Source organism: Klebsiella huaxiensis, assembly GCF_003261575.2.
Taxonomy (GTDB): domain Bacteria; phylum Pseudomonadota; class Gammaproteobacteria; order Enterobacterales; family Enterobacteriaceae; genus Klebsiella; species Klebsiella huaxiensis.
Map to the genome: position 1 here is coordinate 5887270 of NZ_CP036175.1, position 13339 is coordinate 5900608.

Annotated in this window: 10 protein-coding genes; 3 read left to right on the plus strand and 7 right to left on the minus strand. The window is 55.0% G+C overall.

From position 1 onward, the window contains the following. Nucleotides 1–11 precede the first annotated feature (11 nt). From DA718_RS28165 to DA718_RS28175, 3 genes are all read left to right on the plus strand, one after another. Nucleotides 12–1313, plus strand: coding sequence for an oxaloacetate decarboxylase subunit beta (locus DA718_RS28165; protein WP_130624414.1), 1302 nt, complete (start codon nt 12–14; stop codon nt 1311–1313). Between the two features lie 122 nt (nt 1314–1435). Continuing rightward, nucleotides 1436–2059 carry a hypothetical protein gene (locus tag DA718_RS28170; protein ID WP_112216166.1) on the plus strand — a complete coding sequence of 208 codons (624 nt, stop codon included), beginning with the start codon at nt 1436–1438 and terminating at the stop codon, nt 2057–2059. Further along, nucleotides 2059–2904, plus strand: a complete 846-nt coding sequence (locus tag DA718_RS28175) for a fumarylacetoacetate hydrolase family protein (RefSeq protein ID WP_112216165.1) — start codon at nt 2059–2061, stop codon at nt 2902–2904. Before DA718_RS28170 ends, DA718_RS28175 begins: the two co-directional genes overlap by 1 nt. A gap of 84 nt (nt 2905–2988) precedes the next feature. Here the strand turns inward: DA718_RS28175 and lacA are convergent, their stop codons facing one another. The 7 genes from lacA to DA718_RS28210 all read right to left on the minus strand — a co-directional run bounded on the left by lacA (nt 2989) and on the right by DA718_RS28210 (nt 13339). Continuing rightward, the gene (lacA, locus tag DA718_RS28180; protein WP_112216164.1) at nt 2989–3600 is read right to left on the minus strand and encodes a galactoside O-acetyltransferase; all 612 of its coding nucleotides are present in this window, start codon (nt 3598–3600) and stop codon (nt 2989–2991) included. 29 nt (nt 3601–3629) lie between these two features. Further along, complete coding sequence (locus tag DA718_RS28185) at nt 3630–4883, minus strand: MFS transporter (RefSeq protein WP_112216163.1); 1254 nt, start codon at nt 4881–4883, stop codon at nt 3630–3632. A 51-nt stretch (nt 4884–4934) separates the two neighbouring features. Beyond that, complete coding sequence (locus DA718_RS28190; protein WP_112216162.1) at nt 4935–8018, minus strand: beta-galactosidase; 3084 nt, start codon at nt 8016–8018, stop codon at nt 4935–4937. Nucleotides 8019–8138: 120 nt separating this feature from the next. Next, nucleotides 8139–9221: a LacI family DNA-binding transcriptional regulator gene (locus DA718_RS28195; protein WP_112216171.1), complete on the minus strand. Its 1083-nt coding sequence runs from the start codon at nt 9219–9221 to the stop codon at nt 8139–8141. Nucleotides 9222–9344: 123 nt separating this feature from the next. Continuing rightward, a complete protein-coding gene (locus tag DA718_RS28200; protein WP_112216161.1) occupies nt 9345–10640 on the minus strand; it encodes an anaerobic sulfatase maturase in 1296 nt (431 codons plus the stop codon). A gap of 40 nt (nt 10641–10680) precedes the next feature. After that, nucleotides 10681–11403 (minus strand): GntR family transcriptional regulator, encoded by a 723-nt coding sequence (locus tag DA718_RS28205; RefSeq protein ID WP_112216160.1) that lies wholly within the window; start codon nt 11401–11403, stop codon nt 10681–10683. Nucleotides 11404–11593: 190 nt separating this feature from the next. Then, nucleotides 11594–13339: a sulfatase gene (locus DA718_RS28210; RefSeq protein ID WP_112216159.1), complete on the minus strand. Its 1746-nt coding sequence runs from the start codon at nt 13337–13339 to the stop codon at nt 11594–11596.

Here is a 13339-nt window from a genome sequence, read left to right on the forward strand (position 1 = left end):
GAGGAACAGAAATGGAAAGTCTGAACGCCCTGATTCAGGGCATGGGCCTGATGCACCTCGGCATCGGCCAGGCCATCATGCTGCTGGTGAGCCTGCTGCTGCTGTGGCTGGCGATTGCGAAGAAGTTCGAGCCGCTGCTGCTGCTGCCGATTGGCTTCGGCGGGCTGCTGTCGAATATCCCGGAGGCCGGGCTGGCGCTGACCGCGCTGGAGAGCCTGCTGGCCCATCACGACGCCGGGCAGCTGGCGGTGATTGCCGCGAAGCTCAACTGCCTGCCGGACGTGCATGCCATCAAGGAGGCATTAGCGCTGGCGCTGCCGTCGGTACAAAACCAGATGGAAGACCTCGCCGTGGATATGGGCTACTCGTCCGGGGTGCTGGCGATTTTCTATAAGGTCGCCATCGGTTCAGGCATCGCCCCACTGGTGATTTTTATGGGCGTGGGGGCGATGACCGACTTCGGCCCGCTGCTGGCCAACCCGCGCACCCTGCTGCTGGGGGCGGCGGCGCAGTTCGGTATCTTCGCCACAGTGCTGGGGGCGCTGACGCTGAACTACTTCGGCCTGATTTCCTTCACCCTGCCGCAGGCGGCGGCCATCGGCATCATCGGCGGCGCGGACGGCCCGACGGCGATTTACCTGTCGGGCAAGCTGGCGCCGGAGCTGCTGGGGGCCATCGCGGTGGCGGCGTACTCGTATATGGCGCTGGTGCCGTTAATCCAGCCGCCGATTATGAAGGCGCTGACCAGCGATAAAGAGCGGAAAATCCGCATGGTGCAGCTGCGCACGGTGAGTAAGCGGGAAAAAATCCTCTTCCCGGCGGTGCTGTTGCTGCTGGTGGCGCTGCTGCTGCCGGACGCGGCGCCGCTGCTGGGGATGTTCTGCTTCGGCAACCTGATGCGCGAGAGCGGCGTGGTGGAGCGTCTGAGCGACACGGTGCAGAACGGTCTGATTAATATCGTAACCATTTTCCTCGGGCTGTCGGTGGGGGCGAAGCTGGTGGCGGACAAGTTCCTGCAGCCGCAGACGCTGGGGATTCTGGTGCTGGGGGTGGTAGCGTTCGGTATCGGGACGGCGGCCGGGGTGCTGATGGCGAAGCTGCTGAACCTGTTCAGTAAGAACAAAATCAATCCGCTGATTGGTTCAGCCGGGGTGTCGGCGGTGCCGATGGCGGCAAGGGTGTCGAACAAGGTGGGCCTGGAGTCGGATGCGCAGAACTTCCTGCTGATGCACGCGATGGGTCCGAACGTGGCCGGGGTGATTGGCTCGGCGATTGCCGCCGGGGTGATGCTCAAATATATCGTATCGCTGTAACACCGCGTGATTCCCGGAGGCGGCGCGTTGCGCCTGTCCGGGCTACCGGATAGCAGAAGGTTGTGAACCCGTAGCCCGGGAAGCCGCAGCGCCACCGGGATATTTCCCATAAGGAGAAAGAGATGTCTGAAACAGCAATACCTGAATATATCGCCTCCCGGATCACCAGGACCTCGCTGGCAGGCTACCTTCATCAGTCGCTGGAACAGGTCTGCAAGCTGGCCTCTGGCCTGAAAATGCTCCAGCTACCGGTCAATGACACCGATCGAACCGCTGTAGTACTTACGGAGCCGGTCTACGCCGCTGCTGGGTTGCGCCTTGCCCACCAGCAACCCCTGGCGCAAAACCCGCTTTGTGACGACGTGCTGCGGCGCTTCCGCCAGGCTCCCGGCCTGACGGCTGATCTGCCCGCCCTGGTTGAGACCGTGCGCAGCGTGGCGCTGCCGGTCTGGTCACGCCTTCGTCGCGATGGACACGGCGATGATACGGCTGTCAGGCAGACGCTGCTGCATATCCTGGCCTGGCGGAGCGAGTCGCCATGGCTGCAGGATCAGGCGCAGCGAATACTCTGGCAAGGCGGCGTGTTGGGTGAAAAAGGAGAGGCCGTGTTAACATCCCTCGACGATGAAGCCGCCCTCCGATGCATCGTGTTCCGCGGGCTGAGTGAACTACTGACCACCACCGGTTTTTTAGTCCACTTCCCGGCGGGACCTCTGTTTTCTGAAGAATATCCAGAGAGTTATTAATGAAGTTAATCAGTTTTTGTGTAAGCAATATTCCCCGCTATGGTTTGTTGCGGGGGGATGGTGTTGTCGATCTAACCCGGCATTTTCTGCAATATCCGTCGCTGAAGTCTTTTTTGGCGGCAATGGACAATATCCCGGCAGAAATGCTGTCGCATATGGCGATCGACTATGCCCTGGATGAGATCGAATTTTTGCCGCTGATCCCCGACCCGCAAAAGATCCTCTGCGTCGGGATGAATTACCAGGCCAAGCGGCTAGAGTTTGATGAGCAGGATCCCGATCCAACGCTGTTTATCCGTTTCCCGGATTCCCAGTGTGGGCACCTGGGCGAGATCATTAAACCGGCTGCCAGCCACGAGTTTGATTACGAGGGCGAGCTGGCGCTGGTAATCGGTAAACGTGGGCGCAATATTCCCGCAGAACGGGCGCTGGAGCACGTTGCCGGGTACAGCTGCTATATGGACGGCTCGGCCCGCGACTGGCAGCACGCCTGGTTTACCGCCGGCAAAAACTGGCCATCGACCGGCGGCTTCGGCCCCTGGCTGGTGACGAGGGATGAAATCGACGACCCTAACGCGCTGGCGATCAAAACTCGGCTCAACGGCATGGAAGTACAGAACGACAATACCGCCAGCATGATCCACAGCGTCCCGGAGCTGATTGCCTATATCAGCACCTTCTGCGTTCTGACGCCGGGTGATGTCATTCTGACTGGCTCACCGGGCGGCGTGGGGAAAAAACGTACCCCACCGCTGTTCCTGCAGGATGGCGATATTATTGAAGTGGAAATTGAAAAGATTGGCTGCCTGCGCAACCGCATTGTTAACGAGGTGCCGGAAGCATAACGCTGCCCTCCGGCAATAAATCCCACTACAGAACCCCGGTCAGCATCGTGTATGACCGGGGAAACTGACGGCAGAATAGCGTCATTATTCCTCTGAGCCGACGGTGTAGTTTTTATAATAAAATATTTTATCTCTTTCATTAATACTTCTGATCACCTTACAAGGAACACCGACGGCAACGACATCCGGCGGGATATCTTTGGTGACCACGCTTCCCGCGCCAATAACCGAATTGTCTCCAATCGTTATACCGGGGTTAATAACCACATTGCTGCCAATCCATACGTTATTGCCGATGGTAACCGGAAAGGAGAACATTTCTCCGGCTTTTCTTAACTCATGATGAACGGGATGCCCTGTTACAGAGATCGTCACGTTTGGCGCAATTAAAACGTTATCGCCAATGGTGACCGTGTAATCGTCCACAATGGTAAAATTAAAATTTGCATAGAAGTTATCGCCAATATGGATATGGGTTCCATAAGAGAAATAAACTGGCGGTTCTACCCACACATGCTTTCCTACTTTTCCAAACATCTCACGAATCAGCTTATCTCTTTTTTCAACCTCTGATGGACGAGTGTGATTAAATTCGTACATGAGTTCCTTGCCACGTAATCTCTCTTCTGGCAGGCCCTCGCACATATCGGTAAACAGTTTTCCTGCTTTAATTCTGTCTCGCATAGAAATGCTCATCGGTGATATTCCTTTCTTATTTTTTGTATTCAAGCTTGTTTACCCGGTTGCGCGAATGAGCGGGAAAAAGGTCCCGGCCCGCTAAGGGTAAATACGGAAATCAGCGTAAAGCCCAGCGCAATCATCCCTAACACCAGATAAGCCCCCTGGAAGCCAATGCTCTCATACATATTCCCGGCCAGAACTGACATAAAAATCATCGCTAACTGCTTGAAGAAACAGAAACAGACCAGATAAATCGTGGCCGAGAAACGGACTTCAAACTGGCTGGTAATGTACTTGAAGCAGCCGACGATCAGGAACGGTATTTCAAACATATGCAGCGTTTTTAGGATCACGACCTCCAGTGCGGAAGTGGCGAACGAGGAGCCGATAATCCTTACCGACATAATCGTGCCAGCCAGCAGCAAAGCGTTCTTTCCGCCAATACGATTCACAATCAGCGGCGCAAAGAACATGATGCTGGCATTAAGCAGCTCCCCCATGGTGGTGACGTAGCCGAATACGCGAGTGCCTTGTTCACCGGTAGCAAAAAAAGAGGTAAAGAAGTTAGCAAACTGCTGGTCAAATACATCGTAAGTACAGGAAACGCCGACCACGTATAACGAGAGGAACCAGAGTTTCGGTTGTTTAAATAACTCCAGCGCCAGCTTCAAGCTGAAAGCTGAGTTGTTGGCCCCCACAGCATCGGCGACCTTCGCAGAAGAAGGCGCATCTGTTTTTGAAAAGAACAGGAGCAATGCCAGAATAACGGCGCAACCGGAACCCAGCCAGAAAACAAACTGGTTATTGATGGTGAACATAATTCCGGCAATCGAGGCGCATAGCGCCCAGCCTACGCAACCAAACATGCGGGCGCGGCCAAATTCAAAGTTGCTCCTGCGGCTGGCTTTTTCAATATAGGCTTCAATCGCCGGTGCACCGGCATTGTAAATAAAGCCAAGGTAGATCCCACCAACAATCGACCCCAGTAAAATATTAACCTGTAATAAAGGACCAAAAACGTAAATAAAGAATGGGGCAAACATCACCAGCATCCCGGTAATGATCCACAGCAGGTGTTTACGCAGACCAAGCTTATCGGAGAGCAGACCGAAGGCTGGCTGGAACAGGAGTGAAAAGAGTGAAATACAGGCAAAAATGATCCCGGTATCCCCTTTGCTTATATGGTTTACATCGTGTAACCAGATAGGAAAGAAGGGGAAATAAGCACCCATGATAAAAAAGTAGAAGAAGAAGAAAAAGCCGAACATCCAAAAGTTGGTATTTTTTAAATAGTACATATGGACTTCCTTACCCTGAATGCGGGCAGGCGTGAACCTGCCCGAGTGTTTTTACTTTTGGCCCCAGACCAGCTGGTAGTGGTAGCGTCCGGCGCTAAGCTGAAATTCCGGCGAAACCGAAGGACTCCACGAGTCATCGCCGCCGACGCCCATATGGAAACCATCAATATTGAGCCAGGTCCCAGCTTCCGGCTGTAGCAGATGACGGTGGCTGGTCTCCATCAACTGTTTCTGACCGTAGCGGCTGATGTTGAACAGGAAATCACCATGCCAGCAGTGCGGGCCGTACTTGAGTTCACGCGTTCCACAGCGCAGCCCATTTTCAGTCGGGAAAACATACGGGGTATACATCTCCTCCAGCGACAGATCCCAGCGGTCAAAGCAGGCAGCGGAAAGCCTGTCCGGATAGTTTTCATGTGGCCCCAACCCCAGCCAGTTAACTCGCTCAGCCACCTGCGCGAGTTGGCAGCTCAGACCGATACGTGCCGGGTGAGGCGTGCCGCTGGCAACATCAACGTCGACAGTTATTCGCATCTCGCTATTGCCATCGATACGGTACGTTTTACGGCTGACGAACAGCGTTTCACCCTGATACTGCCAGGCATGAGCGGTAGTTATCTGCACAGCACTGGCCAGTACGTCGGCATCACATTGCAGCAATACGGCTTCGGTCTGATAATGCCCGGCAGACTTCCAGCGCTCCACCCAGGCGTTAGGATCGATGCGAGTTGATTCGCTCACGCCAATATCGTTATCCAACGGCGCGCGCGTAAACTGATCAATAAGCGGCGTCAACAGTTGTGCTTCTTCGCCAATCCAGTACTGCGTCAATACGCCCTGCTGGCGGCTAAACTCCCAACGCTTCTCGTTCACTGTGATGCTGAATGTGCTCTCGCTGGCAGTGAGCTTTGGCGTGTGGTTGGCGGGCTGCGGCAGCGGCGTACAGAGTTTCTCGTCGAGCTTCCATTGTTGCCAGGCGCAAATATGTCCGGCCTGCGACCATGCGGTTGCTTCAGGCTGTTCAACGCGAACGGTCAGCCACAGCTGGCCTGCTGTTTCCGGCTTCGGGAGGTCCGGCAGCGCGATGATCTGACGCCCCTGCGGCGGAATATCCAGCGTCGCCACGCCTGAAGCCAGTGGATAACCATCCAGCATCAGTGACCAGTGCAGAACCTCGTTATCGCTGTGGCGGAACAGGTATTCGCTGGTGACTGCAATCTTACGTTCGGCCCCCGGCAGCAGTGCAAACTGGAAAAATTGCTGTTCATGTTTGGCTTCATACAGTGCCGGGTGCGGCGTGCGATCGGCGAACACCAGACCATTCATGCAAAACTGGCGATCGTTAGGCGTGTCGCCAAAATCACCGCCGTAGGCAGACCACGGCTTGCCATCAGCATCGTGTTTGATAAGCGACTGATCCACCCAGTCCCAGACGAAGCCCCCCTGCAGACGCGGATACTGGCGGAATGCCTGCCAGTATTTGGCGAAGCCGCCGAAACTGTTACCCATCGCGTGAGCATATTCGCAGAGGATCAGCGGGCGCTGCTCGCCGGGTAGCGACAGCCACTTTTTGATTGACCATTTCGGCACGGCAGGAAAAGGCTGATCCTGATCGACGCGGGCGTACATCGGGCAAATAATATCGGTGGCGGCAGTGTTGGCTCCGCCGCCTTCATACTGCACCGGGCGGGACGGATCCTCTGATTTCAACCAACGATACAGCGCGTCATGATTTACACCGTGACCCGATTCATTACCCAGTGACCAAATGATAATGCTCGGATGGTTGCGATCACGCTGCACCATCCGCGTCACGCGCTGGCTCATGGCGGGCAGCCAGTCGGGATCGTTGGTCAGGCGATTCATCGGCACCATTCCGTGGGTTTCAATGTTGGCTTCGTCCACAACATACAGGCCGTAGCGATCGCATAATGTGTACCACATCGGGTGGTTCGGGTAATGAGAGCAGCGTACGGCGTTAAAGTTGTTCTGCTTCATCAGGAGAATATCCTGCACCATCGTCGCCTCGTCCATCACCTGGCCATTCTCCGGGTGATGTTCATGACGGTTGGTGCCACGAATCAGCAATGGCTTGCCGTTCAACAGCAGCAGGCCGTTTTCAATGCTGACCTGACGGAAACCAACGTCACAGGCTTCAGCTTCCAGCAGCGTACCGTCGGCGGTATGCAGTTGCACCACGGCACGATACAGATTCGGTGTCTCGGCGCTCCATAATGCTGGGTTTTCGACGTTCAGACGCAGGGTGATTCGGTCATGGTAAGCGCCGCGCTCATCAATGATGTCACTGCCTAATGGGGCGCTTTTTTCGCCGACTAACGTTTCGCCATCCCACAGCTGTACCGTCACGCGTAAATCATCGCGTAGCTCGCCTGTTACCCGCACTTCCGCTTCCATAATCGCGCGACTAAAGTCGTCGTTGAAACGGGTGTTTACCCGCAGGTCGCTGATTTGCGTACCAGGTTTGTGTAGCAGAGAGACATCGCGAAAAATCCCGCTCATCCGCCACATGTCCTGGTCTTCCAGATAGCTACCATCGCTCCAGCGCAGCACCATGACCGCCAGACGGTTTTCGCCATTGTGCAGATAATCGCTAAGATCAAATTCAGACGGCAGGCGGCTGTCCTGCCCGTAGCCCACCCAGCGCCCGTTGCACCACAGATGGAACGCCGAGTTCACGCCATCAAAAATGATTCGCGTCTGTCCTTCCTGAAGCCAGGCATCGTCAACGCGAAATGTGAGCGAGTAACAACCAGTAGGATTATCAGTCGGTACAAACGGCGGGTTAACCGGTATGGGATAAGTGACGTTGGTATAAATCGGTGCATCATAACCGTCCATCTGCCAGTTGGACGGTACGTTGATGGTATCCGACTGCGGCAGATCGCTTGTCAGCCAACTTTCCGGCACCGCTTCAGGCGAGGCAAACCAGGCAAATTGCCACTGTCCATTCAGACTGAATTTCTGCGCAGATTTACGATTATCGCGAGCGTCATCAGCATTTTTCCAGCTGTAAAAAGGAGGATGCGCCTCCAGCCGGTTGAGTTGCGTTACGCCTGGGTTTTCCCAGTCGCGTCGAGCCAGCACTGCGGCGAGTGAATTTGTGTTCAGGGGCATAGCTGTATCCTTTTAGAAATTGTTATCCGCTCACAATTTAAATCAAAATAGAGGCATAACGTTATTTCTGTAAAGGATGAGATGAACAATGAGTGAACTCACTCACACAATTTTACCCGTTCATATTTTGGGCGATAGCTGGGAAATCTGACGGGCCAGCTGAATCAGTGATTCGGCCAGGATCTCAGGGGAGGTCGCCAGGACATTGGGAGGCTGAACGGTCTTACGTTGAATCAATGACACGGGCAGTAGCTGGTTATTAGTCGCGGGTTCTCCGCCAGAGAGTTGCAGCAGTTTGTCTACACTCGTTTTGCCAAGCAGCGAAAAGTCCTGTCTGATGGTGGTCAGCGGCGGAATATAGCAGGCGCTATCCTCAGTATCGTCATAGCCAATAACGGAAACGTCGCTCGCCACGCGTAGACCAAATTCGATTATCGCCCGCATTGCACCCAGCGCCATCTGATCGTTAGCCACCAGAATGGCGGTAGGAATCGTCCCGTCATTAAGCATTTGCAGGGTTTGCTGAAAACCTGACATCGCACTCCAGTCGCCTTCTGTTTCAGCAACCGGCTGTAACTGGTAGTGCGCCAGATATTTATGCCAGCCTGCGAGTCTCAGCCGCGCGGAAACCGAAGAATGCGGTCCGGCCAGTAGCGCAATGCGCTGATGTCCATGTTCTACCAGATGTTCAACACCCAGACGCGCGCCGTCATCGTGAGAAAAAATAATGCTGTTAATGGGGGACTGGTCGGAAACGTCGAGAAAGAGTACCGGCACGTTGCCGCAGCTTGCCGCCACCGCAATAGCGTCGTTTTCATCGAGCGGATAGTTAACGATCAAACCGGTTACCCGTTGCGTCAGCAGGTTATGTACCGCCGCTTTGCAGGCCTCAACGCCGTTGCGCTCCACCATGGCGATCACAACGCTGGCGCCTGACCTGTCGGCGCGAGATTTAATGGCCGCAACAATCTGTGATGGAGCATGTAGCGCGAGATTAGCAGTGGCGACGCCAATAAGCGGCGTCTGTTTTCCCGCCAGTTGCTGCGCAACGCGATTGGGAATGTAATTCAGCTCCGCCATCGCGGCTTCAACTTTTTCACGAGTTTTGGCGGAAACATGGTTAGCCTGATTCACCACACGGGAAACGGTCTGGTAGGAGACCCCTGCGTGATCTGCGACATCGTATAGCGTTACCGGTTTCACATTCATCACCCTGATTTTACTGTTGTCTGCACGCTATGATGCCATACTCCACCAGGCTTTCACTATGCCGCAGGCGAGTGAATTGCACGGTACAGAGGGGGTTCTGTAGACCTTCTGGCAACCTCAATGCTGTGCGCCGCAGCATTTTTTATATTTACGCCCGCTGCCGCACGGGCAGGGATCGTTGCGGGTAGCAGTCTTCGGCTGCTGCTGCGCCTCTTGCGCCAGCCACTGCATCATCGCCGGGAGCGGATAGCCATTTTCCAGAAGCTGCCGCCAGACGTTCATATAAGGCGTCACGTGCTTGAAAAAGTGCTTATAGCCCGTACACAGGTAGTTGTGGCCGGGGCGACCGCTTGGGGAAACGGCGAAGCGATGTTTCGGACACCCGCCGTGGCAAACAAAACGAAACTCGCAGTTTCGGCAATCCGCCGTCAGCGTCTCTTTTTTGGCCTGACCAAAGGCGATGGCCTGTTCGCTATTGTTTAACTCACGAATGCTCTGCTGGTGAATATTGCCCAGCTTATGCTCCGGATAGACAAAGTGATCGCAGTTATACAGATCGCCGTTTGATTCCAGCGCGAAAGCATGGCCGCAGGTTTCGGAATGCACACACAGCACCGGCGGCTGGCCAGTCCACGCCGCCAGGGCAACGTCAAACATCTGCACATAGACGCTATCGACGTCGCGGCGCACCCAGATATCGAAAATTTGGTTCAGAAACTCGCCAAACTGCCAGGACGGCACCGTCCAGGGCGCGAGTCTTGCCGCGCTCTCTCCCGGCAGTACCAGCTGTAGTGGCGACGACGCATCGCTGCTCATCCGTTCGACAAGCGGAATAAACTGCATATAGCGCGAACCCGCCGCCAGCAGGAAATCATACACTTCGCGGGCGTGTTCAACGTTATGCTTGCCGACAACGGTCAGAGTATTGAACTCGACGTTATGCGCCTTCAGCAGCGCCATCGCCGCAACGACCTTATCGTGGGTCCCTTTTCCGGCGCGGTTGACGCGGTACTGGTTATGCAGATGCGCCGGGCCGTCTATCGACAAGCCCACCAGAAAACGCTGCTCGGCAAAAAATCGCGCCCACTCGTCGTCCACCAGCACGCCGTTGGTTTGCAGGGCATGATCGATCTTTTTGCCGTTGGCGTATTTATCACAAAGCTCAACGACGCGGCGAAAGAACGCCAGCCCCATCATCGTCGGTTCGCCGCCCTGCCAGGCAAAGGTCACCGCATCACCAGACTGCGCTTCGATATGCTGGCGAATATAGTTTTCCAGCGTCTCGTCGGACATGCGCCAGTTTTTATTACGCTCGGGGTAAAGCGCTTCTTTTTCCAGATAAAAGCAGTAGGTGCAATCGATGTTACACACCGATCCGCTCGGTTTTGCCATCACGTGGCAGCCATTGATCATGCTGATTTTCCCTGATTCGATGGCCCGGTAAACCTTGCCATTAACTGTTCTCGACAATGTACTGATAGCAGCTGGCGATATGGCGAGCGATGGTGTATTCCACCAGCTCGCCGCGATCGTTAAAGCCCTGACGGGTCTTCACCAGCAGCGGTTCGCCTGCAGCAACCTGCAAAATATCGCAGTCCTGCTCCGTGGGCAGTTCGGCGGTAATGGTATCTTTATAGCCGTCGATATTCTCACCGCGCTGTTCCAGGGCGCTGTACAAACCTTCTTTAAACGCCTCTAGCGTCAGCTCACCCAGACGCGGCGTTAGCCAGATGTAGTTTACCTGCGCGGGGAGTTCATTTTGCCGATAAATCGTGCGGGTGAGACACTGAATTTTCTGCTCCGCCGGGAGAGCGAACGCCTGCGCCACTTCCGGTGGCGGCAAGCGCTGCTCGAGTGTCAGATTATGTCGCGAAATAGAGTGCTGCTGCTGACCGTCGACCAGCCGAATGCGGGTCTTTACTCCCTGTTTCTCGGAAGTGCTGATGACCATTGTGCCGATACCGGCCTGGCGTTTTACCAGCCCTTTGGCAGCCAGTTCGGCCAGCGCGCGCCGCGCCGTAATGCGGCTGACGCCAAAAAGCTCTTCAAACTCGGCTTCGGTAGGCAGGACATCATTCTTCTTGTAGGCCCCAGTTCTTAGCTTTTCCAGCAAGATGTCGTATAGCTGAGCGTATAAAGGCTTCGCACCGCGAGAATAGTCCAGTTCTTCTTTCATTAACTTGGCACTCCTGTTCCCCGGCCGCTGCCGGGGATACCCCTTAGAGCCTGTCCCAGTAGGCGTAGTTGTTGAAGCTAGTTTGGTGCTGGACAGCGCGCAGAAACCGGAGCGTACACGCTGTACGTGAGGATTTCGAGCACTGCCCAACGCCAAAATGGCAAATAAAATAGCCTAATGGGATAGGCACTTAATCAAGTCGCATTTCTAGCGCCATCTTATAGTACACGCTCTGATGCTGCTCCTGCGGAACCTCATTCTGCACGAAAGCCCACAAATTTTCCCGATCCCATGTCGGCTGGCAGGACGACTGAAGCTTCTCTGCGAGCGCATGCTGACCACTACCTTCCAGATGCTGCAACAGCGCAAACAGGCCGTAGCGCACCTGCGGCGCAAAGGCGGCCAATTCCGGTAACAAATGCGGGTCCAGCCCCAACAGCGGGCTTTGCGCATCATCCAGGCCATAGCGCGCGTACAGCTCAGCGGGCGCATCGTTTTCCTGCATCATGCGAATCATCTGCTCCACTAGCCGCCGCGCCACCTGTTCATCACGGTACTGGGTTTGCTGCGTCGGGTCGGACTCTAAGTCATACAACCGATGACCAAAGCGATCGGCACCGCGGGTCATCAACGACTCGGCGGGGATTTTCATCACCGGGCAGCCTTTAGTAAAGCGAAATGGCGGATGCAGCGTCGTTTCGCGTAGCTCCTGCGGCGTAAAGCGGCGGTTGATACGGGTCGGCATCAGCGTGTATTCGTACAGACCATCGATACCTTGCTCAACGGGCGAGCGCATGTAGATATAGCGGCCATCGGTAATATTAATATGGCAGCCGTGATAGCCAAACAGGGCATAGTCGCGTACTGGCGTATCGTCGCACAGCGCGGGAAGCAGCGACACGCCCTGCATATCCGCCGGTTTATCCAGACCGAAGCAATCCAGCAGCGTCGCCGGAATATCAATTGTTTGCGCCAGCGCCTGGCGGGATTCGCCCGCACCGCCGTACTGCGGGTGCCAGATAAATAAAGGAATATTCGCCACTTCGTTATACAGCGGCATGATATTTTTTCCCCACCACTCGTGCTCACCGAGCAGAAAACCGTGATCGGTATTGACGATCAGCATCGTATCACGCCACAGGTCGTAGCGATCCATATGGTCCAGCACATTGCCAACATACGCATCGACCATGGTCAGCAGCGCCATATAATACTTCTGGATCATGCTCTTACGTTCGGCGCTTTCGGTAACAAAGTAGTACGGCGGCCAGCCGTCAAACTGCGCAGGATCGTCAATGCCGTACATCTTCAGGTACTTTTCCGGCACGAAGAACGGCTCATGCGGATCGAAGCACTCCAGTTGTAAAAACCAGTTATCGCTGGCGTGGTTGGTATCAATAAACTCCAGCCCTTTGCCGATCGTCCGCGCCAGATGATGATCTTCTTCGTTGTGCATAAACTGCACGTTGATCTGATGCTGTATCCGGCTGGCGATCTTCCGCTGCTTGATCTCTTCCGGCTCGCCGGATTCGTAGCGATATTCTGGTTTATCAACGACGCCTTTCCAGGCGTCGCCCTCCTGACCACGCACAAATTCGTAGGTGCTGTAGCGCGAATGATAGGTCGCCCCGCCGTCGCGCCAGTAGTGTTTATGATCCGTCACCAGATGAGTGTGAATGCCGTTCTTCTTCAGCAACTCTGGAACCGAATCATCGAACGGCTCGATCGGCGACCAGCCGCGGTGTAAAAAATTATAGCGTCCGGTATGCAGCTCCCGGCGGGCGGGCATACAGGGCATGCTGCCGACGTAGCAGTTATCGAAACGGACCGTGCGTTCCTTAAGGCGCTGAAAATTCGGCGTAATCGCCCGATCGCTGCCGTAGGCCGACAGCAGGCGCTTATTCAGCGAATCAAACATCAACATAATCGCTTTCAT